This is a genomic window from Rhizobium sp. N122, assembly GCF_002211295.1.
In the GTDB taxonomy this organism is placed as follows: domain Bacteria; phylum Pseudomonadota; class Alphaproteobacteria; order Rhizobiales; family Rhizobiaceae; genus Rhizobium.
Genome location: NZ_LOKU01000023.1, coordinates 25,653 through 49,756, shown reverse-complemented (window position 1 = coordinate 49,756; position 24,104 = coordinate 25,653). Strand labels below are relative to the sequence as shown.

24 protein-coding genes and 1 pseudogene are annotated in these 24,104 nt (G+C 63.8%); 5 read left to right on the top strand and 20 right to left on the bottom strand.

Annotated features, from left to right (window positions below; translation table 11 throughout):
• Positions 1–34: 34 nt before the first annotated feature.
• From ATY75_RS17045 to gndA, 3 genes are all read right to left on the bottom strand, one after another.
• Positions 35–544 carry a GNAT family N-acetyltransferase gene (locus ATY75_RS17045; protein WP_088938484.1) on the bottom strand — a complete coding sequence of 170 codons (510 nt, stop codon included), beginning with the start codon at positions 542–544 and terminating at the stop codon, positions 35–37.
• A gap of 38 nt (positions 545–582) precedes the next feature.
• A complete protein-coding gene (locus ATY75_RS17040; RefSeq protein WP_088938483.1) occupies positions 583–1,077 on the bottom strand; it encodes an N-acetyltransferase in 495 nt (164 codons plus the stop codon).
• Positions 1,078–1,197: 120 nt separating this feature from the next.
• A complete protein-coding gene (gene gndA / locus ATY75_RS17035) occupies positions 1,198–2,649 on the bottom strand; it encodes an NADP-dependent phosphogluconate dehydrogenase (RefSeq protein ID WP_190241375.1) in 1,452 nt (483 codons plus the stop codon).
• Between the two features lie 204 nt (positions 2,650–2,853).
• Between gndA and ATY75_RS17030 the strand changes: the two are divergent.
• The 3 genes and pseudogenes from ATY75_RS17030 to ATY75_RS17020 all read left to right on the top strand — a co-directional run bounded on the left by ATY75_RS17030 (position 2,854) and on the right by ATY75_RS17020 (position 4,473).
• Positions 2,854–3,644, top strand: a pseudogene (locus tag ATY75_RS17030) (helix-turn-helix domain-containing protein).
• A 70-nt stretch (positions 3,645–3,714) separates the two neighbouring features.
• Positions 3,715–4,113: a polyketide cyclase gene (locus ATY75_RS17025; RefSeq protein ID WP_088938481.1), complete on the top strand. Its 399-nt coding sequence runs from the start codon at positions 3,715–3,717 to the stop codon at positions 4,111–4,113.
• Positions 4,114–4,473, top strand: coding sequence for a VOC family protein (locus tag ATY75_RS17020; RefSeq protein ID WP_088938480.1), 360 nt, complete (start codon positions 4,114–4,116; stop codon positions 4,471–4,473).
• Between the two features lie 26 nt (positions 4,474–4,499).
• Here the strand turns inward: ATY75_RS17020 and ATY75_RS17015 are convergent, their stop codons facing one another.
• The 7 genes from ATY75_RS17015 to ATY75_RS16985 form a co-directional block, all read right to left on the bottom strand.
• Positions 4,500–5,201, bottom strand: a complete 702-nt coding sequence (locus tag ATY75_RS17015; protein WP_088938479.1) for a PAS domain-containing protein — start codon at positions 5,199–5,201, stop codon at positions 4,500–4,502.
• Positions 5,202–5,426: 225 nt separating this feature from the next.
• Positions 5,427–6,362, bottom strand: coding sequence for a lipid A biosynthesis lauroyl acyltransferase (locus tag ATY75_RS17010; protein ID WP_088938478.1), 936 nt, complete (start codon positions 6,360–6,362; stop codon positions 5,427–5,429).
• Between the two features lie 7 nt (positions 6,363–6,369).
• Entirely contained in the window at positions 6,370–7,398 is a 1,029-nt protein-coding gene (locus ATY75_RS17005) for a zinc-binding dehydrogenase (protein ID WP_088938477.1), read from the bottom strand.
• Between the two features lie 57 nt (positions 7,399–7,455).
• Entirely contained in the window at positions 7,456–8,742 is a 1,287-nt protein-coding gene (locus ATY75_RS17000) for a beta-ketoacyl-ACP synthase (RefSeq protein ID WP_088938476.1), read from the bottom strand.
• Between the two features lie 12 nt (positions 8,743–8,754).
• Complete coding sequence (locus ATY75_RS16995; RefSeq protein ID WP_088938475.1) at positions 8,755–9,960, bottom strand: beta-ketoacyl-ACP synthase; 1,206 nt, start codon at positions 9,958–9,960, stop codon at positions 8,755–8,757.
• Positions 9,957–10,439: a 3-hydroxyacyl-ACP dehydratase FabZ family protein gene (locus ATY75_RS16990; RefSeq protein WP_003564235.1), complete on the bottom strand. Its 483-nt coding sequence runs from the start codon at positions 10,437–10,439 to the stop codon at positions 9,957–9,959. Before ATY75_RS16990 ends, ATY75_RS16995 begins: the two co-directional genes overlap by 4 nt.
• Before the next feature lie 115 nt (positions 10,440–10,554).
• Positions 10,555–10,833 (bottom strand): acyl carrier protein, encoded by a 279-nt coding sequence (locus tag ATY75_RS16985; protein ID WP_003540486.1) that lies wholly within the window; start codon positions 10,831–10,833, stop codon positions 10,555–10,557.
• Between the two features lie 427 nt (positions 10,834–11,260).
• Here ATY75_RS16985 and ATY75_RS16980 point away from each other — a divergent pair, with 427 nt between their 5' ends.
• Entirely contained in the window at positions 11,261–11,983 is a 723-nt protein-coding gene (locus ATY75_RS16980) for a Crp/Fnr family transcriptional regulator (protein ID WP_088938474.1), read from the top strand.
• Here the strand turns inward: ATY75_RS16980 and ATY75_RS16975 are convergent.
• The 8 genes from ATY75_RS16975 to ATY75_RS16940 form a co-directional block, all read right to left on the bottom strand.
• Positions 11,973–12,401, bottom strand: a complete 429-nt coding sequence (locus tag ATY75_RS16975; protein WP_049731878.1) for a L,D-transpeptidase — start codon at positions 12,399–12,401, stop codon at positions 11,973–11,975. The genes ATY75_RS16980 and ATY75_RS16975 overlap by 11 nt on opposite strands.
• A gap of 149 nt (positions 12,402–12,550) precedes the next feature.
• A complete protein-coding gene (locus ATY75_RS16970) occupies positions 12,551–12,751 on the bottom strand; it encodes a hypothetical protein (protein WP_064838911.1) in 201 nt (66 codons plus the stop codon).
• 93 nt (positions 12,752–12,844) lie between these two features.
• Positions 12,845–13,825: an adenosylcobinamide-phosphate synthase CbiB gene (cbiB, locus tag ATY75_RS16965; protein WP_088938473.1), complete on the bottom strand. Its 981-nt coding sequence runs from the start codon at positions 13,823–13,825 to the stop codon at positions 12,845–12,847.
• Positions 13,822–14,907 (bottom strand): threonine-phosphate decarboxylase, encoded by a 1,086-nt coding sequence (locus ATY75_RS16960; RefSeq protein WP_088938472.1) that lies wholly within the window; start codon positions 14,905–14,907, stop codon positions 13,822–13,824. The genes cbiB and ATY75_RS16960 overlap by 4 nt, the downstream gene beginning before the upstream one ends.
• Entirely contained in the window at positions 14,904–16,211 is a 1,308-nt protein-coding gene (locus ATY75_RS16955) for a cobyrinate a,c-diamide synthase (protein WP_088938471.1), read from the bottom strand. The genes ATY75_RS16960 and ATY75_RS16955 overlap by 4 nt, the downstream gene beginning before the upstream one ends.
• On the bottom strand, positions 16,208–17,047 hold the full coding sequence (gene cobA / locus ATY75_RS16950; protein WP_088938470.1) for a uroporphyrinogen-III C-methyltransferase: 840 nt from the start codon (positions 17,045–17,047) through the stop codon (positions 16,208–16,210). Before cobA ends, ATY75_RS16955 begins: the two co-directional genes overlap by 4 nt.
• A gap of 189 nt (positions 17,048–17,236) precedes the next feature.
• Positions 17,237–18,187: a nucleoside hydrolase gene (locus ATY75_RS16945; RefSeq protein ID WP_088938469.1), complete on the bottom strand. Its 951-nt coding sequence runs from the start codon at positions 18,185–18,187 to the stop codon at positions 17,237–17,239.
• Positions 18,188–18,256: 69 nt separating this feature from the next.
• Complete coding sequence (locus ATY75_RS16940; protein ID WP_088938468.1) at positions 18,257–18,676, bottom strand: cobalamin biosynthesis protein; 420 nt, start codon at positions 18,674–18,676, stop codon at positions 18,257–18,259.
• Between the two features lie 98 nt (positions 18,677–18,774).
• Between ATY75_RS16940 and ATY75_RS16935 the strand changes: the two genes are divergently transcribed.
• Positions 18,775–19,560: a TSUP family transporter gene (locus ATY75_RS16935; protein ID WP_088938467.1), complete on the top strand. Its 786-nt coding sequence runs from the start codon at positions 18,775–18,777 to the stop codon at positions 19,558–19,560.
• A gap of 33 nt (positions 19,561–19,593) precedes the next feature.
• Here the strand turns inward: ATY75_RS16935 and cobO are convergent, their stop codons facing one another.
• A complete protein-coding gene (gene cobO, locus ATY75_RS16930) occupies positions 19,594–20,229 on the bottom strand; it encodes a cob(I)yrinic acid a,c-diamide adenosyltransferase (protein ID WP_088938466.1) in 636 nt (211 codons plus the stop codon).
• Entirely contained in the window at positions 20,226–24,104 is a 3,879-nt protein-coding gene (cobN, locus tag ATY75_RS16925) for a cobaltochelatase subunit CobN (RefSeq protein WP_088938465.1), read from the bottom strand. Before cobN ends, cobO begins: the two co-directional genes overlap by 4 nt.

Below are 24,104 nucleotides of genomic sequence, written 5' to 3'. Positions count from 1 at the left end.
ACCTGCCTCCAAACGCCGTTCCCATGCCATTTTATCAGGAAGCGAAATGACGATAAACGAGAGCCGCTGGATCGGTCCGAGGGGCCGTCAGATCGAGACGCGCGCCCAGCCGCTCCGCCACGGCAATCGAGGCTGTGTTGCCGGGAGCGATATAACTGACGAGCGACGGCAGGCCGAGCGTCGCAAAGGCCCAATCCCGTAGCGCCAAGGCCGCCTCGGTCGCATACCCCCTGCCCTGACGGCTCTCATAGACGAACCAGCCCATCTCCTTTTCCGGAAAGAGCGGCCCGTGATTGATCCCCACCTGACCGACGCATTCGCCTGTCTCGGCAAGGTCGATCATCAGCGCGCCGTGCCCGAACAGCTGCCAGAGCGCTATGTCGTGACAGAACATTCCCCAGGCCATGCGCTCATCGAACGGCCCGCCCATGCCGACCGACCACGGCGAGGCCATGAGCCGCGCATAGGCGGCGAAATCGTCTATACCAGGCATGCGGAGAACAAGACGCTCGGTTCGGATGATGATCGCGCCCGATTCGAACATGTCGTCCCTTCTTTCGGATAAGGTGTGGCACGGAACGTCTAGCTTTCAAACGCCGGAGCGAACCGAATCGCGCCGCTCGGCTCTGGTCCGCGAAGAACAATACGCTGCACCAGCCGCGTATCGAGATCGAGATATGTCAGCTGGCCATCGCTGCTGAAACCGACGCGACTATAGATATCGGGATTTCCGATCAGCGCGCATCCGCTCGCGCCCATCTCCATCAACAGTTCAAGTCCCCTGGCTATCAACGCCTTGCCGATGCCTTGTCGCTGTCTCTCCGGCTTCACCGATATCGGACCCAGCCCGAACCAGCCACCATGCACGCCGTCGATCGTCACCGGCGAAAACGCAACATGTCCCAGGATTTCGCCTGCTTCTTCAGCAACCAGCGATATCGTCAGATCGCCGTTCGCGCGAAGCTTCCGGACGATCTCCGCCTCCGTACCCTCACTGTACGGCATCGGCGCGAAGGCAATCGAAGTCAGATCGTGGATCGCGTCGATATCCGCCGGTGTTTCATATCGGATGAGCATCTCCGTCAACTCCTCATGCCTGATCAATCGCGGATGGACGCCTCGCCGTCTGAGCGGCCAAAGCCACGAAAAAGCCCGGCGCGGCGGCCGGGCTCTTCCTTGATGTCTTCTCGGCAAACCTTAGAAGGTCGCCGCACCGCTGCCCCAGGGACCGTGGTGGAAATCCTTGCCATCCAGGCGATCGAAGCCATGGGCGCCGAAGAAGTCGCGCTGCGCCTGGATGAGATTTGCCGTTCCCCTGCCCTGGCGGTAGGCGTCGAAATAGGTGAGCGCCGAGGTCAGTGCCGGCACCGGCAGGCCGGCGGAGATCGCGGCGGCAACGACGCGGCGCAGCGCCGGGATCGATTCCTTGACCATGTCGGAGAAGGCCGGCGTGACGATCAGGTTCGCAGCGTCCGGGGCCTTGGTGAAGGCCGAGGTGATCTCGTCGAGGAACTGCGAGCGGATGATGCAGCCGGCGCGCCAGATCCTGGCGATCGTCGGCATCGGCAGCGACCAGTTGAACTCGCGCGAGGCTTCCGCCATCACAGCGAAGCCCTGGGCGTAAGCGCCTATCTTGGCGGCAAACAGCGCCAGTTCGAGATCCTTGTTGAGCTCGGGACCGTAAGCAATCGGGAAGGATGCGGCCTGCGTGCCGAAGATCTTTTCGGCGGCTTCGCGCTGCGACTTCATCGAGGAGAGGCTGCGGGCGGCGACCGCGGCTTCGATCGCCGTTGCCGGAATGCCCATGTTCTGCGCCTCGATCGCCGACCATTTGCCGGTGCCCTTCTGACCGGCCTTGTCGAGGATCATGTCGACCATCGGGCCGCCGGAAACCGGATCGGTCGCGGCAAGCACCTTCTCGGAAATCTCGATCAGGTAGGAGTTCAGCCGGCCCTTGTTCCATTCGCCGAAGATGCCGGAGATGTCGGAGGCGCTCTTGCCGAGGCCGTCACGCAGGATGCCGTAGATTTCAGCGATCATCTGCATGTCGGCATATTCGATGCCGTTATGGATGGTCTTGACGAAGTGGCCGGCGCCGTCATTGCCGAGCCAGGCGACGCAGGGCTCGTCATTGTAGCGCGCGGCAATCGAGGTCAGCACCTTCTCGACACGTTTCCAGGAGTCTTCAGTGCCGCCGACCATGATCGACGGGCCGTGGCGCGCACCTTCTTCGCCGCCGGAAACACCCATGCCGATGAAGGTGAGATCGGTATCCTTGAGGCGGTCGAAGCGGGCGACGGTGTCGCGGAAATTGGCGTTGCCGGCATCGATCATGATGTCGCCCTTGGACAGATGCGGGCGTAACGCCTCCATCTGCTGATCGACGGCGTCGCCGGCCTTGATCATGATGATGATCGGCCGTGGCGGCCGGATCGCATCGACGAACTCTTCGATGGTCTTGCAGGGAATGATCTGCTTTTTCAGATCGCCGGCGCTTTCGTAGAATTCGTCGGTTTTCTCAGGCGTACGGTTGAAGACCGCAATTTTATTGCCTTTCTCCGCGATGTTGAGCGCCAGGTTGGAGCCCATGACCGCAAGACCGATCAGTCCGATTTCTGCCTTTTCCACGACAAACCTCCGATGTGTCATTTGGACCGGTGTTGTGGCACTGTCTCGGTCAAACGGCAAGTCTCGCAAGGGTCTAATCGGTTCGCAAAAGCAATGAAATGAAGCTTACAAATATCCCGACTTGTCCGACAACCGCTTATGCCGGCCGGTCGGCAACCAAGTTTTCGCGCGACCTGCCCTTGATGCCCTATCTGATGATATCATCGGGATTCGGGAGGTGTCGCCTTGGCATCGGAAAGACGGAAAGATACGGCCCTGCTCGCCGCCCGCGCCGGCCGCTACCGCGAATATGCGCCGTCGCCGGCGCTGCGGCGTCATTTCAGCCGGCTCTGGTCACATGCGCTCCACGACGGACCGCCGGCGCAGGTGGCGATCGTTCCGGACGGTTATTGCGACCTCCTCTGGATCGAAGGCCGGCTGGCCGTTGCCGGGCCCGACAGAACGGCGGCCTTTCCCGTTCTCCGGCCCGGCGCGACCGTCATCGGCGCTCGTTTTGCGCCGGGCGCCGCCGCCACCTGGCTGAAGACGCCGCTCTCGGCGCTGGTCGGCTGTTCGGTGCCGCTTGCCGAGATCGGCTGGAAGGACACGGCCGAATTCGAGGCACGGCTTGGCGATTGTCCCGATCCCTCGGATGCCATGGCGCTCTTCGCCGGCTTGCTCGAAGAGGCCGCCCGCCATGCGGACGAACCCGCCCGGGACACCGCCGTGATCTTCGCCGCCGTTGATGGCGGTCGCCCGGCGTCCGGGCTGCTCGGCCGGCTCGGCATGAGTGAAAGGCAGCTGCGCCGCCGCTGCCATCACCATTTCGGCTACGGCGCCAAGACGCTGGAACGCATTCGCCGGTTCCAGCGTTTCCTCGATCTCCGCCGCAAGGCGGGCACCATGCCGCTTGCCCGCCTGGCGCTGGAAGCGGGCTTTGCTGATCAGGCCCCATGACGCGCGAGGTCGGCGAACTCTCGAGCCTGACGCCAGCCGTCATTCTTGACCAACTCGGCATGCCGAAAAGGCCCGACTGACCGTTTTGTTCAAGACACTGCGGATCAGCCTGCTACGACAGCGAGACCCGATATCAAGGACCTGCAAGCCATGTCGACAATGCCCGCGAAAATCATCCACCAATCGATCGAGCGTGACTGGCGCGACGTCTACGACTTCGCCGGCAAGCCCGAGAACATGCCGCTCTGGGCCTCCGGCCTTGCGAGCGGCCTCGAGCCTCACGGTGCCGACTGGATCGCCGACGGCCCTCTCGGATCCATCAAGGTGAGTTTCGTGCCTGCCAATGAATTCGGCGTGATCGACCACACGGTGACGATCGAATCCGGCCTCAGGGTCTATAATGCGCTGCGCATCGTGCCGAACGGCGATGGCTGCGAGGTCATGTTCACGCTGTTGCGCCTGCCCGGCATGAGCGATGCGCAGTTCTCAGCCGATGCCGCCCATGTCGAGAAGGATCTCGCCATGCTGAAAGCCCTGATGGAGAGATAGATGGCCGACAAATCAGACAACAACGACCGCCGCATCGACTATGTCGAATTCAACGTCGCCGACATCGCCGCCGCCAAAGCCTTTTACGGCTCGGCCTTCGGCTGGCGTTTCACCGATTACGGCCCGAACTACTGCGAATTCGACGATGGCCGGCTGAAAGGCGGCTTCACCGATTTCGGACCGGTGCGGCCGGGCGGCCCGCTTGTTGTCGTCTACGCCACGGATTTGGAAGAGGTGCTGACCTCGGTCGAAAGGGCCGGCGGCACGATCGTCCGGCCGATTACCGATTTTCCCGGCGGCCGCCGCTTCCACTTCCTCGACCGCGACGGGTATGAACTGGCCGTCTGGGCGACGGCCTGAAGGCAGCGCCATCCGCTACCTCCGGGCTACCGATCGAGATCTCCCATGACGATCAGCGCGCCGATCACCGTGCCGCCCGCATCGCGCAGCGGCGACATACGACAGCGCACCTGGCGCGATCCACTGCGCTCGGCCGGGCGCTCATAGGTGTAGTCGATCTGATCGCCGGCAAAACAGGCGTCGAGCTTGTGCTTGGCGCAGTCGGCAAACCGATCCTCGCCGATGAATTCGCAAACGTGGCGGCCGATGAGCTCCATCGGCTTTCTGTTGAGATGGGCGCAGTTGACCGGATTGGAATAGAGGTAGCGATAGTCCCTGGTCAGCACCGCCACCCGGTCCGGCAGGCTTTCGAGGATCACCGCGTTGAGGAACTGGCCATTGTCGGTATCCGGCACATAGGCCGCCGGCGGTTCGATGCGCACGTCCTGCGGCGAAGGCACGCGCCAGTCCGGCCCTTGCGTGCCGAAATAGCGGTCGAGCAGGTAGGAAAGCAAGGTTGTGTGCTCGGCGACGCTGGCGCTGTCGTCGGCGTCCTGGCCGATCAGATGAGTCACAAACTGCAGCTGCATATAGGCTTCGATCAGATTGACCGCCCGATGGGCGAGGATCGCCTCGACCAGCGGCTCGACATGGCGGTCGAGCGCCGTGACGCGCCGGTCGTCGCCCAGGCGTATGGCTTCCTCTATCTGCGTGCAACGCAAGGAAAAAGCTCGAAAAAGCTCCAGCAAGACGCCCAACTCCCATTGGCCCAAGAGACGTGTCCGAGACCTGACATGGCTGCATCTTTCGAAAAATGCGCCTTTCGGTAGACATTGTTCGCGCTTCGGTAGCGACGGGTACCATGAAGGTACACTCAGTTTCAATCCGAGAGCACTGCCGCTTTTCACCGCTGATAAATGGGGGTGGTATTCTTGGAGCACGCAGTGTGCCGCATCTTGCGATAACGACATGTATCAGGAGCTGAGCGTCTCTTTGATTTGCCAGCGGTCGTGATACCAGAGCCACTGTTCCGGGTATTCCCGCACCCAGCTTTCCACCTTGTCGTTGAGCAGTTGCGCCGCCGCCGGCAGGTCGAGATTGCCCTTGGCATCGCGCGGCATGTCCAATCGCGTCTCGATTTCCAGCCGATAGCGGTTGCCGGGCAGCCGGATGCAGCGCGCCGGATAGACCTCGCAGTCGAACTGGCGCACCAGCTTCGGCAGCAGCGGATTGGTCTTGACCTCGCGCCCGAAGAAGGTGCCCTTCAGCCCCTTGCGGAATTTCTGGTCGACGAGCACGCCCACGCCCTGGCCTGCCTCCAGCTGGCGAGCAAGGGCGAAGGAGGAGCCGGCATGCGAGGGCACCAGCTTGCCCATCCGCGCGCTCCTGAAATCGAAGACCTTCTTGGCGACATAGGGATTGTTCGGCGGCCGGAAGAGCACGGTCACATGAAGCCCGAAGGCGGCACCGGCCACCGGCAGCAGCTCGAAATTGGCGGTGTGGCCGGTAAAGACGATGAAGGGGCGCGGATTGTCGCGCAGATCGAGGAAGATCGGGATACCCGACACTTCGACCCTGCCCGGCTCCGTTTTTTCGGGATCATAATCGAACAACTGGTCGAGGAAGACATATTCGGCCGCAAGCCGCCCCATATTGCCCCAGCTGGCGAGCGCGATCTCTTCGATCTCGGCCTCGCTCTTCTCGGGAAAGGCGTTGCGCAGATTGACGAGCATCAGCCTGTGGCGGCGCGTCCGCCGGCCGAGGCGGCGCATCATCCTGTCGGCGAAGCGAATCGCGCCATCGGCCGGAAATAGCTTCAGCACGTTCAGAAAGCCGAACATCACCTGCGCCACCAGCCATTGCTGGAAGTGCCTGAGCGCCAGAACGATCCGGGTGATGAAAAGCTTCACTTGGAACTCAATCCATCTTCAGAATGATCTTGCCGAAGATCTGGCGCGATTCCATCCGCTCCAGCGCCCGGTCGATATCGCTGAAGCTGACCTCGGTGTCGATGACCGGATGCACGAGCCCGCGGCCCATCTTCTGCATCGCATCGGCCATGTTCTCCATGCGGCAGCCGAACGAACCGAAGAGCTTCAGCTGCTGCTGGAACAGCATCATCAAGTTCATCTCGGTGGAAACTCCCGAGGTCGAACCGCAGGTCACAAGCCGCCCGCCGCGCTTCATACAGAGCATCGAGCCTGCCCAGGTATCCTTGCCGACATGTTCGAAAACGACGTCGACACCCTTCTTCTTGGTGAGCTTGCGCACCACGCCCTCGAAGCGGTCGGTGCGGTAGTTGATGACGTGATCGGCGCCGAGCGCCTTGGCCTTTTCGATCTTGTCGTCCGAACCGACCGTGGTGATGACGGTGCAGCCGATTTTCTTGGCAAGCTGGATCGCCGCCGTGCCGATGCCAGAGCCGCCGGCGTGGACGAGGATCGTCTCGCCGGGCTCGAGCCTGGCATTGTCGAACAGCATGTGCTCGACCGTGCCGAAGGTGACGGGCGCAAGTGCTGCACCGATCGCGTCGACGCCGGGAGGGGCCGGTACCAGCAGGCGCGCGGGAAGGTTGACCTTCTCCTGCGCAAAGCCGTCGAGATGGAAACCGTGCACGCCGGAGACATGTTCGCAGAGATTGTCGCGGCCTTCGCGGCACGGGCGGCAGAGGCCGCAGGTGCGCGCGCCGTAGATCGAGACCAGCTGGCCAGGCAGCACGTTGGCGACACCAGGCCCAATCGCTTCGACGACGCCGGAAGCCTCGGCACCGATGACCAGCGGCATCTTGCGCTTGGCGAATGCCATGCCGCGCCAGCCCCAGACGTCGATATGGTTGAGCGCAACCGCCTTGACGCGCAGCGTCACCTCGCCGGCGCCAGGGGCCTCGGGTTCCGGCAGGTCGGTGATCTCCAGCTTGCGGTCGTCGATCAGTTGCAAAGCGCGCATGGCAAAACCCCTCGCCTCGAAGGCGTAATTCCTCTCAGAAAATGTGTCGGGAACCGCTTAAGCCGGTTCGAGCGCCATGACAAGGCTGGCATTCTGACCGCCGAAGCCGAAGGAGTTGGAAAGCACGGCGGAAACCTGCGCTTCCCGCTTCTTGTTCGGTACGACATCCAGCACGATCGACGGATCCGGATTGGTGTAGTTGATCGTCGGCGGCAGCGTGCCGGTCAACATCGTCTGCAGCGAGAACACCGCCTCGACGGCGCCCGCCGCCGTCAGCGTATGGCCGATCATCGACTTGTTCGAGGACACAGGAATGCCGACGAGCCGCTCGCCGAAGACGGCCGACATCGCGCCATATTCCATCTTGTCGTTTTCGGGCGTCGAGGTGCCATGGGCGTTGATATAGCCGATGCCGCTCTCGTCGATGCCGGCATCGGCAAGGGCCGCGCGGATCGTCGCGATCGCCGGGCCGCCATCGGGCGATGACCGGGTGCGGTGAAAGCTGTCGGCCTTGTCGCCGGCACCCTTCATGATACCGAGCACCTTGGCGCCGCGGGCGACCGCCGCTTCCAGCGATTCCAGCACCAGGGTCGCCGCACCCTCGGCGATGACGAAGCCGTCACGATCCTTGCTGAACGGCTTGGAAGCCCTGGTCGGAGGATCGTTCTGCGTCGAAAGCGCAGACAGCAGCGAGAAGCGGATCAGCGCCTCGGCGCTCAGCGATCCGTCGGTTGCAACCGTCAGGGCGCGGGTCGTGCGGCCCTGGCGGATCGCCTCGATGCCGAGCTGGATCGCCGTAACGCCGGAGGCGCAGGCGGTCGACAGCGTAACGGGAAGGCCGCGCGTGCCGAACCGGTCGGCAAGCCGCTCGGAAATGGCGCCGAAAAGGGCCGCCTCATGGAAGGCCGGATCCGGCCGCTGGCGCAGTGCCGTCAGGAAACGCTCATAGGCGTCCCCGGGATGCTCGGAGGCCGGCGAACGATCGGCAAGCTCGAAACGCGCGCTCCATTCCGGCTCGATCGGCGGCGCGGCGAGGAACAGCGGGCCGTTGAAATCGCCGGAAAGGCCGGCATCGGCAAGCGCCTCGATCGTCGTTTCGCGGGCGAAGGCATAGGAGCGCTCGACGGCATTCGGAACCGGGATGCTGATAAAATCAACGGTGCCGGCGATCCGCGTCGACAATCCCTCGGTCGGAAAACGGTTGATCTCGTGGATACCGGACGTGCCTGACGAAAGCGCTGCCCAGTTGTCGCTGAGACCCTGACCGAGCGAGGTGATGATACCCATGCCGGTCACGGCCACGATCGGACGGCCGAGGTGATCTCTGTAAGCGGAAGCTGTCATATCTTTCCCTCCTCACGCATTTGCGGAAAGGACGGCGACGCCCTCGCCGCGCTGGTGTCCGACCGCGGTCACGACGGCGGCGGTGGCGCCTGCCTGCATCGGCGCCTCATGGGCGGCATCGAAGGGCGGAACCTTGGCCTTGCCGTCAACGGCAAGCGCTGCAAGCGCCAGACCCAGCGTGAACTGCGTCTCGATCGTATGGCCGGTGACGCCGCCAAAGCCGCGGATTGCGGCACCCGGCAGCTGGTGTTCGAGCACCGCTCGCTCACGGGCGGCAAGGTCGTGCATGCCGGTCGAGCCGGAAAAGATCGCCGTGCTTTCGGCGGCAAGCTCGGCGGCAGGTGCTAAAAGCCGCTCCAACCGGACCTCGAGATTGCCGGCATTGCGGTTGCCGCGGTCGCCTTCGACCGCGTCGATGACCGCATAGATATGCGCGCCGCGCGCTTCCGCATGCTGACGCGATTCGAGCACCAGGAAGGCGCCTGCCGAACCGGTGATCATGCCGCCGCCGTCGCTCGGTCTGCGGGACCAAAGCGGCACCCAGTCGCCGCGCGCATGGGCGCCGATCGCTTCGGTGAGCAGGATCATATCCGGCCGCTCGGCCGCAAAGGCGCCGCCAACAAGCGCATGCGAGGATTCGCCTGATTTGATACGGTAGAAGGCGGTCTCGACGGCCGATATGCCGGCCGCTTCCTCGCCCATGAAGGTGCGCGACGAGCCGGTGACCTTGTGCACGATCGAAATATTGCCGGCGAGCAGGTTGGAAAGCTGGGCGAGGAACAGTGTCGGCCTGAGCTCTGTCGTCAGCTTCTCGTTCAGCAGCAATTCGCGGTCGTTGCGCTTCAGCGCCTCGTCGACGATCAGCGTGTCGACATTGATGTCGCGCTCGCCGCCGCCGGCCGCCACGATCATATCCATCGCGCCGCAGGCCTCGAGATCGTCCTTGAAGCCGGCATCGTCGAGTGCCAAGCCGGCGGCGAAGACACCGATGCGCTGCCAGTTTTCCATCTGGCGCTGGTCGCCGCGCTTGGCGATCTGCTGCGACCAGTCGATCTCGGGCAGCGGATGCACCGGATAGGGCTTGAACTTCTCGGTCTCGACGATCGCCTTCGGAGCTTTGCCGGCCTGGAGAAGCGCGATATGCGCATCCTTGCCGACGCCCTGACAGGTGACGATGCCGATGCCCGAGATGACGACGTCGTTTGCAGCCTTGCTCATCCAATCACTCCCTGCGCCGCGATCGCTTCGAGAAGCCCGATCTCGCCGGCACGTTTCTTCACGATATCGCCGAGCGGCACCTCGGAAAACGGCATGGTGCGAAGCTTCAGCTGCGCATCGCAGACCTTCTTGCCGGCGCTGGTGATTTTAGCCTTGGTGACCGCAAAACCCGAACCGTCGTGTTCGAGCACCGCTTCGATGTCGAGCACGGCTTCCGGCTCGACGAAGGTGCGCATCTTGGCGCCGTCGACCGTCATCAGGAAGGGCATGGCGGCAAAATCGGTGACGGCAAGCACCAGCATGCCGGAGGCCTGCGCCATGGTCTCGATCAGAAGCACGCCTGGAACGAGCGGCATGCCGGGAAAATGACCCTCGAACACAGGGCTCTTGGCCGGCACGACGGATCGCGCCTTCAACGTGCCCTTCTTCAGGTCCACCGCTTCGACGCGGTCAATCATCTGGAAATATTCCAGCAGCATTCGGATCCTCCGGCCCGACAGGCCAGATCCGCCCGCCGGTGACGCCTAGTTAGGAACGAAACCGCCCGGCCGCCATAGTCAGGCGGCAGGGCGCTCAAAAAAGACGGTTATGTCTTCAGGCCTTGGCTGCTTTAAGCTCGTCGATCTTGGCGCAGAGATTCTTCAGCACGAAATATTCTTCGGTGGAAACCTTGCCCTCGTTGACTTCCTGCGTCCACTTTTCGAGCGGAATCTTGATGCCGAATTCCTTGTCGATTGCAAAGACGATATCGAGGAAATCGAGGCTGTCGATACCGAGGTCGTCGATCGTATGGCTCTCCGGCGTGATCGTCGCGCGGTCGATCTCGCTGGTTTCTGCAATAATGTCGGCAACTTTATCGAATGTAGCGGTCACGCGCTGTACCTCATGAAATGACGATTTAAATCCCCTCATAGGCAAATCCATTTCAAAAGCCAATGCTTTCGTCCGGGCGTTGCGGCAATTTGCCGGTCGGGTGTTGCCTAAACAGCAATGGAATGCAGGCCTTTGCCGTCACCCCAGGCGGGGCGAAGCCGCTGCCCCCCCCTGCACCGGCGGCCCAACAAGCATCCGAATCAAAACCGCGCACGGCCTCGCCTCGGCGCAAGCGCCCTTCCCGGCCGGAGCCGCAAACACGGACACTTGATCTGGATCAAATCGCAAGCCCCGCGATTTTGATAATCATCAAACGGCACGGGAAGAAATCGGGATAGCCGAACCCGCAATCGGGGCGTAATCGTCTCGGAAGAGCCAGCCATGCCCGGGCATGCCGGCTGCATCCGGATTTCGAAGGGATCAGGAAATGGACGTCGCACGCAGTAAGGTTTCCGAGGTCGGCACGCCTGTCGCTTGCCGCTCCTGCCAGGCCCGGCACGGCGTCGTCTGCGGCGCCTTGTCGAGCAGCCAGTTGCAGGAACTCGGCCGCCACTCGCTACGCCGCAAGGTCGATACCGGTTCGGAAATCGTCGCTCAAGGCGCGGAAAGCACCTTCTATTCGAACATCATGCGCGGGGTGGTGAAGCTCTGCAAGGTGATGCCGGACGGTCGCCAGCAGATCGTCGGCCTGCAATTCGCCCCCGATTTTGTCGGCAGGCCGTTCATGCGCGAAAGCACGCTGTCGGCCGAGGCTGCGACCGATGCGGAGATCTGTGTCTTCCCCTGCAATCTGCTCGACCGGATGATACTGGAGACCCCGGAGCTGCAGCGCAGCCTGCACGATCAGGCGCTGAAGGAACTGGACGCCGCGCGCGAATGGATGCTGACGCTCGGCCGGCGCACCGCCGAGGAGAAGGTCGCGAGCCTGCTCCACCTCATCGCCACGCACGCCGAGCCGGAAACAGCCACCAGCACCGCCTTCGACCTGCCGCTATCGCGCGCCGAGATCGCCGATTTTCTTGGGCTGACGATCGAGACGGTCAGCCGCCAGATGACCCGGCTGCGCAAAAGCGGCGTCATCCGCATCGAGAACATCCGACATATCGTCGTCCCCGACATGGATGAGCTGGAAAAGAAAATCAGCGCGTAATCACCACACGGGTATTGGCAAGGCCGGCCTGGCGCGCCAGCGAGAAGAACTCGGCCGCATTGTCGGGATGCAGACGGACGCAGCCATGCGAGGCCGGCCGGCCGAGGCGCTTCAGGTCGAAGGTGGCGTGAACGGCGTAGCCGCCGTTGAAGAACACCGCATAGGGCATCGGCGCATTGTCGTATTTGCGGGAACGGTGATCGCGCGACAGCCACTTGGCGCTCCACGAACCGGTCGGCGTGACATAGCCGTTGCGCGCGGTCGAAACCTTCCAGCGATACTTGACGAAGCCGTTCTCGGTGACGGTCATCGTCTGCTTGCCGATACTGATATTGGCGACCAGCGTCGCCGCCTCGGCGGCAACGGGAGAAAATTGCAGCAATAAACTTGCGGCGGCGGCCGCCAAAATCGTCTTCATGAATAACCCCTCTTCGCACCCGCGCAGTTTAATTGCGCCCTCACGACAGAGAGACTACGGCAATACTTATTATTTAGCTTTAACCCGAATGGTAATCACAATTTTAACACGTTGAAGCCGGAAGCGCCGCTGCAGGACAGCGATCCGCCTCACTGGAGCTTGCGTGGAGCCGAAGGCCGGTTGAGCCGCTGGTAGGCCTTGTTCATCTTCTCACGGATCGAGGCCATCGTGCCGAGATTGTGACCGCAGGCGGCACAGGTGATGATATCCGTCTCGCGGATCTCGGCCCGCTCGAACTTCATCTTGGTGCTCTTGCACTTCGGGCACGGTAATTCAACCTGAACTGTCATCGCTCTGCTTCCGGTCTGATGAGATATGAGGCGCTTCGCATAAACGTTTGCGGAGAAGCTGTCCACCGCGGTGTGGACGCGCTCCGTGGCACCCTACAGAAAACACAGAAACAACCCGAAGGTCAGGCCAGTCAGCACCATGCAGCTGGCATAAAACACCGACACGCCGTCTTCGATGTCCGCGGCGGTGGCAGTGTCCCGGCCAGGGTTGTTGATCATCGGCTCCGTCACGACGACCCCGCCATAAATGCGCGGGCCGGCGAGCTGGACGTTAAGGGCGCCGGCCATGGCGGCCTCCGGCCGGCCGGAATTCGGCGAGCGGTGCAGGCCGCCGTCGCGCATCGCCACCCGGATCGCCTCGCGGCAGGGGCTCATGCCGCGCCGGATCCAGGCGCCGGCGGCGATCAGCAGGATGGAGAGGCGCGCGGCCGGCCAGTTGGCGATATCGTCGAGCCGGGCCGCGGCCCAGCCGAAATCGATGTATTTTTCCGACCTGTGGCCGATCATCGAATCGGCCGTGTTCAGCATCTTGTAGGCGAGCAGGCCCGGCAGGCCGAAGACGGCATAGCAAAGGGCAGGCGCCACGACGCCGTCGGAGAAATTTTCCGCCAGGCTTTCGATCGCCGCGCGGCAGACGGCCGGCTCGTCGAGGGTCTCGGGATCGCGCCCGACGATGCGCGAGACGGCGTTCCGGCCGCCGGCAAGCCCCTCGCCGCGCAAGGCCACAGCGACGGCCGCGACGTGATCGGCAAGGCTCTTCTGCGCCAGGAAGATCGCCACCAGGCCGGCCTCCAGCACGAGGCCGACAAGCCCGAAGAGCGCGAAGAACCGGTCGAACACGAAGCCTGCGGCGATCGACAGCAGAAGCAGCGCCAGGATCGCCGCAACGCCGTTCATCCGGCGCTGGGAACCCGTAAGGCTGGAGGGATTGAGCTGCTGATCGGCGTAAGAGATCGCCGCGCCAAAGATGACGACGGGATGCGGCACGCGCGACCACAGCCATTGCGGATCACCGGCGATCCGGTCGAGCAGCAGCGCCAGAAGCAGGACCAGAAGGTTTTCGTCGATCGTCATCGCTCAAATCCCTGAAGAGCTTCACCAAGCCGTCTGTCCGCCGCCGCATCCGGCGTCAGGCCGAAACGCAGCCAATCCGGCGCATAATCGAACTTGCGGATGAGAATATGATGCCGGCAAAGATGCGTGTAAATGTCACTCGCCCTGCCATCGGCAACTAGGGTGAACAATGCCGTCCCTCCCCTGATCCGCAACCCGGCCGAGGCCAGCGTCGTCTGCAGGGCGGCGCTGCGTTCATCGAGAGAGTGACGAATCACGGAGACGTCGGACCGCAGCAGCGAGGCGGCAATCGACAGCGCCGGGCCGGAGACCGCCCAGGGGCCGAGCCAGTCCTCGAAACGCGCGAGGATATCCTTGCGCGCAATCGCAAACCCCAGCCGCAGGCCGGCAAGCCCGAAAAACTTTCCGAAGGAGCGGAAGATAACCAGGTTGGGAAGTTCTTGCGCGCGGGCCGCGAGGCTCAGCGCCGGATCGGTATCACCGAAAGCCTCGTCGACGACGAGAAATCCGCCTGCCGCCGTCATCCTGTCGTGCAAGGCAATCAGCGCTTCGGCCGGCCAGATCCTGCCGTCCGGATTGTTCGGATTGACGACGACGGCTAGCCGATGCTCCGCCCCGATCTCGGCGACATCGCCGACCGCATCGACGGCAAAACCAGCCGACGTAAAAGCGCGCGCATATTCGCCATAGGTCGGCGCTACCACGGCAACGCTGTTGTCCGTCACCGCAACCCTGTTGTCCGTCACGGCAACCCTGTTGTCCCCAGCGGCGATATGATCGTCCGTCGCGGCAACCTGCCTTTCCCGCCAAAGCAGGCGTGGTAGAAGCTGGATCACCGATTGCGTTCCGGGCACCGGCAGCGGCAAGATCTCGCCGCTGCCATAATGGTCGCGGGCCGCAAACCGTGCCTCATCGACGAGATGCCTGTCCGGTAGTCGGCGCCAGGCCTGTGCCGGGATCTCGGGCAGAGCGACGGGACAGGGATTGATGCCGGTGGAAAGGTCGAGCCACTCTTCCGGTCTGCCGCCGAAGCCGGCGGCGGCTGCGGTGATGCCGCCGCCATGGGCAATCGGCGCGCTCATGCGGGCGCTCTCGCAAGGTCGATCAGGTGCATATAGGATCCCGCCACCTGGCCGCGGCGCAGCCCGACAGCACCGAGATCGGTTCCCAGCGCATCCTGCGCTGTAAACAGCCGCTTTCCCTCACCCTCGGAGACAACGGTGGAATAGTGGAATTCATGCGCCGTCATCGTCCGCGCGAAGAAGGCGCCGTCGAGCGGCGTCACACGGCGATAGCCGAGATGGCGCCGGCGCTCGGCATAACTGGTGACGACAGGCAGCAGGCCGAGCATTTCGTGGCGCTTGCCTGCCGCATCGATCAGCCCATCGCCGAGCACCATGTATCCGCCGCATTCGCCATAGATCCGGATGCCGCGCGCCGCCGCATCGAGCATGCCGGCACGGAAATTCTGCGCTTGAGAGAGCTGCCCCGCATGCAGCTCGGGATAACCGCCCGGCAGATAGATCGCATCGGCGTCACCGGCCGGCGCCTCGTCGGCAAGCGGCGAGAAGAACGAAATTTCAGCCCCGCGGCGGCGCCACCCAAGCAGCATATGCTCGTAGGAAAAGGCGAAGGCGACGTCGCGCGCCACGGCGATGCGGGCGCCGATCGGCATCAGCCGATCGATATTGGCGGCCGACGGCCGATTGAGCCCCTGCCTGGCAATGCGCAGCAGGAATTCGAAATTGCATTCCTCGGACACGGCGTCCGCCGCATGGTCGATGAAATTCTCGAGCGTCGCGTGCTCGCCGGCCTGGACGAGACCGAGATGGCGTTCCGGCAGGGAAATCGCCTTGTCGCTGCCGATTACGGCGACAACGGGCATACGGATCGCTTCCAGCGCCTGGCGCAACATCGCCTCATGCCGTTCGCTGCCGACCTTGTTGAGGATGACGCCGGCAACGCGGACATCGGCGCGGAAGCCGGCAAAGCCTGACACCAGCGGCGCCACCGATTGCGACATGCGCGAAGCGTCGACGACGAGCACCACGGAAAGGCCGAGCTGGGCGGCAAGATCGGCCGCCGTCCCCTTTCCGTCGGCCGCTCCGTCGAACAGACCCATCATCGCCTCGATGACCAGGATGCGGTCGCCGGAGCGGTGAAGGGCAGCATTGGCCGAGATCAGCTCCGGCCGCATCGCCCAGGGATCGAAATTCAGACAAGGCGTGCCGCTCGCCGCCGCATGGAAGGCGGGGTCGATGTAATCGGGGCCGGCCTTGCCAGGTGCGACCGCGACGGCGCGCCGGCGCAGCGCCCGCAACAGCCCAAGCGTCACCGTCGTCTTGCCGGCGCCGGAGGAAGGGGCTGCGATCAGGAGGCCGCTCATACCGGCACCTTGCCCGCCTGGCGGAACGGATCGGGCTGCAAACGCCGGCCGGCAAGCGCGCCGAGCCAGTCGAGCGAGGCCCTGAGCCGCACCACCTCGCCGACGACGACCACGGCCGGCGGTTCGAGCCCGGCGGCAGCGACCGCCTCGGCTGCCTCGCCCAGCGTCGTTTCCAGCACCTGCTGCCGGCCGGTGGCGGCGTTGCAGACGAAAGCGACGGGTTCGGAGGCGGGCCGGCCGGCGGCGATCAGCCGGGCGCTGATCTCGGCGATATGTTTCATCGCCATATACATGACGATAACGGGCGAGCCGAGGCCGATCGCCTCCCAGTCGATCCTGTCGGGCACGATGCCGGAAGAATCATGGCCGGTGACGAAGGTGACGGCATGGTTGATGTCGCGATGCGTCACCGGGATGCCGGCATAGGCGAGCCCGCCAATGCCGGCGGTGATGCCGGGCACGATGCGGAAGGGGATGTTATGCTCGACCAGCATCAGCGCTTCCTCGCCGCCGCGGCCGAAGACGAAGGGATCGCCGCCTTTCAGCCGCAGCACCCGCTTGCCGGCCCGCGCCAGCTCCACCAGCCTCAGAGAAATGTCGCGCTGTATCGCCGAAGGCTTGCCGCCTCGTTTTCCCGCATATTCCACCACCGCCTCCGGCCGCGCCAGCGCCAGGCATTCCTCGTTGACCAGCGCGTCATGCACGATGACGTCAGCCTGGGAAAGCCCCTTGGCGGCAAGCAGGGTCAGGAGGCCTGGATCGCCGGGACCGGCGCCGACGAGCCAGACGCTGCCCGGCTCCAGCGCCGGAAGATGGGAGAGTTGGCTATTCAACATTTTGTTGATCTAGGCCCCGGAAAGGCCAAGGTCAACGCCGCGCGCCACGCCTCACTTGAAGTTGCTGAGATAACCGCGACTCACTTTGCGAGGAAGCGGATTCGAATTCTCCGAAAACCCTGATAACAATATGAATATATTATCATATGATCGCGAAGGCCGGCCGCGATGCAGCCGACCTCTCAAGGGTCAAACCGTAAGCAGCGTATCGCGGATGAGATTGATGACCTTCTCCGATTCGATGCCGGTGCAGACGACCTGACTGGGCAGGCCGTCCCAGTCGCCCGGCGGGAAACGGCGGCCGTCCGGCTTGACGATGATCTGGCCGTCGGCAATGCCGCCGCAGACAACGCGCACCGCACCCGATATCGACGAGAACAGCTCCGGCGCCACGACATAGACTGAAGCGCAGCTGTCATGCACCATCATGCCGTCTTCGACCGCATGCTTGTAGAAATCGATGTAAGACTGCGACAGCGCGTCGAGCAGCTTCACCGCCCCGTCGCCCCTGGCCGCCATTTCGCCGAGATAGCTGCGGCTCATCGTGGTGATCGAGGTGACGTCGAGGCCGATGACGGTGACCTTCCAGGGCGCGGTCATGACGATGTCGGCAGCTTCGGGATCGCCGTGGATATTGGCCTCTGCGACCGGCGAGACATTGCCCGGCACGTAGAAATTACCGCCCATGATGACGACGTCCTTGACCAGGCGCGCAATCTCCGGGTCTTCCTTCAGTGCCCGCGCCAGATTGGTCATCCGGCCGACGGCCACCAGGCGGACCTCGCCCGGATGGGCGCGGACCGTGTCGATGATGAAGCGATGTGCCGGGCGCGGATCGAGCGGCAGGTCGATCGTCTCAGGCACCGCGATATCGCCGAGACCGTTGTCGCCATGCACCATGAAAGGCCATTCCCGCTCGGCGCGCGAGGGGTCGATGGTGACACTGGCGCCTTTGGCGACAGGTGCCGGGATATTCCATTCGCGCTTGAGGAAGAGCGCATTGCGCGTCGTCGTCTCCACCGAGGCATTGCCGAATACCGTGGTGATGCCGATCAGATCGATTTCAAGATGGCGGTGCAGGAAAAGAAGCGCCATAGCGTCGTCGACGCCCGGGTCAGTGTCATAAATGACCTTGTGCATGATATGTCCTCTAGATGTAAACCGCGAGCCGCCGGACAGCGCCGCGAATTGCCGCCACCATAACGCCCGTCAGCCTTTCTGCAACCCGATGCGGGCAATCGCCGCCGTCGCATGCGCGGATTTGATCTTGCCGAGCAAGAATTCCGCATCCGGGCCGATGGCCGCCAGTGCCGCCGATTCCGCCACGCCGTGGCAGCCGACGCGGGCAAAGACGATATCTGAGGGATTTTTGAGCCGCGGCGTTTCCTCTTCCAGCCGCGGCGCATCGAAGAACAATACGGGCACCGCAAAATGCACGGCGACGGCAAGAATGGCCGGCTCCTGCCTGCGGCTATCGATGGAAGCGATAGCCGCGAGATCCGCCTTGCCGATACCAGCCGCCTCAAGCGCGGCAATGGCCAGGGCCAGCAGTTCGGCCGGCGCCGTCCCGCGCTCGCAGCCGAGCCCGAGCACGTGGCGCCTGACCGTATCGAAGGGAATGTCACTCATCGAAGCTGCCGAACGTACCCTGCTGTGTCCTTGCAGCCATTGCAGCTTGAGACGGGAAATGCAACAAAGCCAGCCGAAAGCCCCTCCGGAATACCGTCTTGCCTGACATTGCCCTTCATCTGCTTCTGCTGCTCTGCGCGGCAGCCTTCTTTGCCGGTTTCGTCGATTCGATTGCCGGCGGCGGCGGTCTCATCACCGTTCCCGCCATGCTGATCGCCGGCATTCCGCCGCTCCAGACGCTCGGCACCAACAAGGTGCAGTCGATCTTCGGCGCCGCTTCGGCAACACTCGCCTATGCCCGCAAGGGCCATGTGCAGCTTCACGAACAGCTGCCGATGGCGCTGATGGCGGTCATGGGCGGGGCGCTCGGCGCTGCCCTTGCCACGATCGTGCCCGGGCAGGTGCTGCAGGCGATCATGCCGGTGCTGCTGCTGTCGATCGCGATCTTCTTTGCCGTCAAGCCGAACCTCAACGACGTCGATACCCATCGCCGCATCACGCCCTTCGCCTTCGGCCTGACGCTGGTCCCGGCCATCGGCTTCTATGACGGTGTCTTCGGCCCCGGCACCGGCTCCTTCTTCATGCTCGCCTTCGTCACGCTCGCGGGCTTCGGCGTGCTGAAGGCGACCGCCCACACCAAGCTCCTCAATCTCGGCTCGAATTTCGGCGCGCTGATCGTCTTCGCAAGCTTCGGCGCGATACTCTGGAAGATCGGCCTGTTGATGGGTGTCTGCCAGTTCCTCGGCGCGCAGCTCGGTTCGCGGCTCGCCATGCGGATCGGCGCAAAGCTGATCAAGCCGCTGCTGGTGATTGTCTGCGTCGCCCTTGCCGTCAAACTGCTCGCCGACCCGGCAAATCCGCTGCGCGTCTGGCTCGGCGTCTAGCCGCCGAACCTACTCTCGTCGTCTTCGAACGCCTCAGAATTCAACGCCCGGCTGGCCCTTGATGCCCGAGCGGAAAGGATGCTTGAGGAGTTCCATCTCCGTCACCAGATCGGCGATCTCGATCAATTCCTCTTTGGCGTTGCGCCCGGTCAGCACGACATGCGTCATGGCGGGCTTCTCGCTCTTCAGGAATTCGACGACCTCGTTGATATCGAGATAGTCGTAACGCAGCGCGATGTTGATCTCGTCGAGCAAGACCATGGAATTGCGCTCGTCGCGGATCAGTTCCTTGGCCTTCTCCCAGGCAGCAGAAGCCGCAGCGACGTCGCGGGCGCGGTCCTGCGTTTCCCAGGTGAAACCCTCGCCCATGGTGTGGAACTGGCAGAGATCGGAAAAATGCGTCTCGATCAGATCCCGCTCGCCGGTCCACATCGCGCCCTTGATGAACTGCACGACGGCGGACGGTTTGCCGTGGGCGATGTGGCGGAAAATCATGCCGAAGGCGGCGGACGATTTGCCCTTGCCCTTGCCGGTATGGACGATGATCAACCCCTTGCCATCGGTCTTGGTCGCCATGATCTTGTCGCGCGCGGCCTTCTTCTTCGCCATCTTCTCGGCATGGCGCGCATCGTCCTTGGCCGTTTCGTTGTCCGGGATCTCGTCACTCATCGGTTCACCTCATTCTGTTGTTTGGCCAGGTCGAACCGGGCCGAATTGCTGCGCGGCGTCCAGAGGCTGCGGTCGATCGCCTCAGAGAGCCGCGCCGTCATCTCGTCGAATGCCGCCGGATTCTTTTCCACCATGAAATCGCGCACAGCGGGATCGGTGACGAAAGCCTGATAGACCGCCTCGAAATGATGGGCGCCGACTGCGCCCGTCGTCGCCGCGAAAGCGAAGAGATAGTCGACCGTGGCGGCGATCTCGGCCGCGCCCTTGTAGCCGTGGCGCATGACGCCCGATATCCATTTCGGATTGACGACACGTCCGCGCACGACGCGGCCGATCTCCTCCTCCAGCGAACGGATCACCGGCTTTTCCGGCCTTGAGTGATCGTTGTGATAGATCGAGGGACGCGCGCCGGTCAGTTGTTCGGCCGCCGCTGCCATGCCGCCCTCGAACTGGTAATAGTCGTCGCTGTCGAGCAGGTCGTGCTCGCGATTGTCCTGGTTCTGAACGACGGCCTGCACCGAGCGCAGCCGCTCCTCGAATAGGCCGCGTTCGGCCTTGCCTTCCTCGCCGGCGCCATAGGCATAACTGCCCCAGACGAGATAGGCTTCGGCGAGATCGGCGCGCCGCTCCCAGCCCTTTTCGTCGATCAACGCCTGCAATCCGGCGCCGTAGGCGCCGGGCTTGGAGCCGAACACCCGGTAGCCCGCCCGGCGTTTCGCCGAGGTGGCGTCGAGACCGGCAGCCGCAAGCCTTGCCGCTTCGCCGCGCATGCGGGCTGCGATCGGGTTGTCGGCCTCGTCCTCTTCAAGCGCGCCGACGGCGCGGATCGCCTTATCGAACAGGGCGATCTGCTCGGGAAAGGCGTCACGGAAGAAGCCGGAGATCCGGAGCGTCACGTCGACACGCGGCCGCCCGAGCACAGCCTGCGGTATGATCTCATAGCCGGTGACGCGGCGCGAGCTCACATCCCAGAGCGGCTTGACGCCGATCAGCGCCAACGCCTGGGCGATATCGTCGCCGCCGGTGCGCATGTTCGACGTGCCCCAGGCCGTCAGCCCGAAGGAGACGGGCCAGTCGCCGTGATCCTGCACATAGCGGCGGATCAGCAGCTCGGCGGATTTCTTGCCGAGTTCGTAAGCCGCCGGCGTCGGCACCGCGCGGCTGTCGACCGAATAGAAATTGCGACCCGTTGGCAAGACATCGGGCCGCCCGCGGGTCGGAGCGCCGGAGGGGCCAGGGGCCACGAAGCGGCCGTCGAGGCCGGAAAGCAGGCCTGATATCTCAGCCGGGCCGCAGGCAAGAATCGAAGGCTTGAGACGGGTCTCGATCTCGGAAAGCACCAATCTGGTTTGGGACCAGAGAGTCGGGCATTCCATCTCACCGGCAACGAATTTCGCCGCCAGCAGCTCGATGCGCTCGACGGTGTCGCCGTTGGTGCGCCAGGGGGCGTCGAGGAGGCCTGCGAGGATGGCGGGCCGCGGGCCGGTCCAGAGTGCAGCCATGTCACAGTTGAGCGGGTCGAAAGAAGGCCCCTCCCCAACCCCTCCCCACAGGTGGGAGGGGCTTGCTGGGCGCACCGTCTCATCATCAGCTTTGGTAGCCAAGGTTGCCGCGAGCGCAGTGGTAAGTCCCTCCCCCTTGTGGGGAGGGGTTGGGGAGGGGTTTTTCAACACATCCCCCGCAATTGCCCGCTGCAGACTCGCATCCCCACCCTCGCCCAGCCCACGCGGCACCCTGGCCAGCGCCACGGTCAAATCGGTCAGCAGCCGCCCCTCCGGCGAAACGCCGAACACATGCAGTCCATCGCGAATCTGCATTTCCTTGAGGTCGCAAAGATAGGCGTCGAGCTTCTTCAGCGCTTCGCCTTCGCTTTCGCCGCTCGTTATGCCGGCATCCCGATCGAGGCCGATATCGGTGACGAGATCGAGGATCTGCCGGCTGAGCAGCCGGATGCGGCGGGGATCGCCGCCCGATGCCTCGTAATATTCGTCGACCAGCGCTTCCAGATCCTTGAGCGGCCCATAGCTCTCGGCCCGGGTCAAAGGCGGCGTCAGGTGATCGATGATGACGGCGGCAGCCCGGCGCTTGGCCTGCGTGCCCTCGCCCGGATCGTTGACGATGAAGGGATAGAGATGCGGCAGCGGCCCGAGGATCGCCTCGGGATAACAGGTCTCCGACAGCGCCAGCGCCTTGCCCGGCAGCCATTCGAGATTGCCGTGTTTGCCCATATGAATGACCGCGTGGGCGCCGAATTTTCCCCGCAGGAAGGCGTAGAAGGCAAGATAACCGTGTGGCGGCACGAGATCCGGCGAATGGTAGCTCTCCTTCGGATCGATATTATAGCCGCGCGCCGGCTGAATGCCGACGAGAACGCCACCGAAGCGGGCAAAAGGCAGGACGAAGGCGCCGTCGCGAAAATACGGATCGTTCCCGGGATCGCCCCAACGGGCCCTGACCTCATCCTGAATCTGATTGGGAAGAGACGCCAGGAAGCTGTTGTAGAGACTCAGGGATAACGTCTCGCGGATGACGCGGCCGTCATGTCCCGAATTGGTCGGTCCTTCCATCAAATGCCGGATCAGCGTGTCGCCATCGGCCGGAATATCGGAGAGCGGGTAACCCGCTGCTTCCATCGCGCGAAGCACCTGGATGCTGCCGGCCGGCGTATCCAGGCCGACCCCGTTGCCGAGCCGGCCGTCGCGGTTCGGGTAGTTCGCCATGACGAGCGCAATGCGCCGGTCGTGTGCCGGCGTGGCGCGCAGCCGCGCCCAGTTGGCGGCGAGTTCCGCCGTATAGCGCACCCGGCCGGCGTCTGGTTCGCTGGCGACAATGTTGGTCTCGACAGCGGCGTCGTAACGCGCCGCCGTCTTGAAGGAGACCGCCCGCGCCAGCACCCGGCCGTCGACTTCGGGCAGCGCCACGTTCATGCCGAGATCGCGCGCCGACAGGCCTTGCGACGAAGCTGCCCATGCCTCCCGCGACGAGGCCGACAGGATCGCCTGCAGCACCACCGCCCCAGTCGCCTCCAGCACCGTCGGCTGCCGATCGGCGCCGGGCGCGGAGACGGCAAAGCCGGTCGTGTTGATCACGACATCGGGTTTCAGCGCTGAAAACACGCTTTCGAGAATGCCGGTCGAGACGGAATCCTTGAGGCTATAAGCAAAGACCGGCAGCGGCCGGAGGCCGTGCGCCTGCAAGGCTTCGATCAGCGCCTCGATCGGCCCGGTTTCGCCGCTCTGCACGAGGGCGCGGTAGAAGCTGATGGCGACGATTGGCCCCACCGCCGTCGAATGTGTCACCCGCCGCAACTCCTCGACCCCGATCAGCCCCCGCCCCGGCCACCAGATGCCGGCCTTCATCAAAGGTACCGCCGGCGCGGGCTTCTCCGCGCCCGAGAGCATCGCCGCGGCATAATCGAGAAAGGCGCGCGCATTGGCATCGCCGCCCTCGACGAGATAGGCCCAGAGCGCATCGAGATCATCGGAGGCAATGTTCGAGAAGGGCGCCAGCCCTGCATCCGGCCTGGCATCACCCGGCAGCACAGCAATCCGCGCGCCGGAGCGAGAGGCTGCCGCATGCAGCGCCTCGAGCGCATAGCGGAAATAGCTGGCGCCGCCGAGCGCCCGCACGACAATGAGCTTCGCATGCCGCGCCGTGCGCTCGACATAGGTATCGACCGACATCGGGTGTTTGAGGCTCATCAGGCTCGCAAGCCGCAGCGAATGCGGCCCACCGCAGGCGCGATGAGCGGCTGCGATCGCCGCCAGCTCGCTGTCGGCGGCCGACAGGAACAGGATGTCGCCCGGCGTCTGGCCGAGGTCGATCGGCTCCTCGCCGTCGCTGATCGTTCCCTGCTGGGCCAGAAGCAGATGCAT

Bases quoted from the DNA above. Each gene is read 5' to 3' on its own strand.
- ATY75_RS17040 (WP_088938483.1), bottom strand. From the start codon at position 1,077: ATGCTCATCCGATATGAAACACCGGCGGATATCGACGCGATCCACGAT.
- ATY75_RS16955 (WP_088938471.1), bottom strand. From the start codon at position 16,211: ATGAGCGGCCTCCTGATCGCAGCCCCTTCCTCCGGCGCCGGCAAGACG.
- ATY75_RS17000 (WP_088938476.1), bottom strand. From the start codon at position 8,742: ATGACAGCTTCCGCTTACAGAGATCACCTCGGCCGTCCGATCGTGGCC.
- ATY75_RS17045 (WP_088938484.1), bottom strand. From the start codon at position 544: ATGTTCGAATCGGGCGCGATCATCATCCGAACCGAGCGTCTTGTTCTC.
- ATY75_RS16975 (WP_049731878.1), bottom strand. From the start codon at position 12,401: ATGAAGACGATTTTGGCGGCCGCCGCCGCAAGTTTATTGCTGCAATTT.
- ATY75_RS16940 (WP_088938468.1), bottom strand. From the start codon at position 18,676: ATGAGTGACATTCCCTTCGATACGGTCAGGCGCCACGTGCTCGGGCTC.
- cobO (WP_088938466.1), bottom strand. From the start codon at position 20,229: ATGAGTGACGAGATCCCGGACAACGAAACGGCCAAGGACGATGCGCGC.
- cobA (WP_088938470.1), bottom strand. From the start codon at position 17,047: ATGTTGAATAGCCAACTCTCCCATCTTCCGGCGCTGGAGCCGGGCAGC.
- cobN (WP_088938465.1), bottom strand. From the start codon at position 24,104: ATGCATCTGCTTCTGGCCCAGCAGGGAACGATCAGCGACGGCGAGGAG.
- cbiB (WP_088938473.1), bottom strand. From the start codon at position 13,825: ATGACGATCGACGAAAACCTTCTGGTCCTGCTTCTGGCGCTGCTGCTC.
- ATY75_RS16980 (WP_088938474.1), top strand. From the start codon at position 11,261: ATGGACGTCGCACGCAGTAAGGTTTCCGAGGTCGGCACGCCTGTCGCT.
- ATY75_RS17025 (WP_088938481.1), top strand. From the start codon at position 3,715: ATGTCGACAATGCCCGCGAAAATCATCCACCAATCGATCGAGCGTGAC.
- ATY75_RS17020 (WP_088938480.1), top strand. From the start codon at position 4,114: ATGGCCGACAAATCAGACAACAACGACCGCCGCATCGACTATGTCGAA.
- gndA (WP_190241375.1), bottom strand. From the start codon at position 2,649: ATGACACATCGGAGGTTTGTCGTGGAAAAGGCAGAAATCGGACTGATC.
- ATY75_RS16970 (WP_064838911.1), bottom strand. From the start codon at position 12,751: ATGACAGTTCAGGTTGAATTACCGTGCCCGAAGTGCAAGAGCACCAAG.
- ATY75_RS16945 (WP_088938469.1), bottom strand. From the start codon at position 18,187: ATGCACAAGGTCATTTATGACACTGACCCGGGCGTCGACGACGCTATG.
- ATY75_RS16990 (WP_003564235.1), bottom strand. From the start codon at position 10,439: ATGCTGCTGGAATATTTCCAGATGATTGACCGCGTCGAAGCGGTGGAC.
- ATY75_RS16960 (WP_088938472.1), bottom strand. From the start codon at position 14,907: ATGAGCGCGCCGATTGCCCATGGCGGCGGCATCACCGCAGCCGCCGCC.
- ATY75_RS17005 (WP_088938477.1), bottom strand. From the start codon at position 7,398: ATGCGCGCTTTGCAACTGATCGACGACCGCAAGCTGGAGATCACCGAC.
- ATY75_RS16995 (WP_088938475.1), bottom strand. From the start codon at position 9,960: ATGAGCAAGGCTGCAAACGACGTCGTCATCTCGGGCATCGGCATCGTC.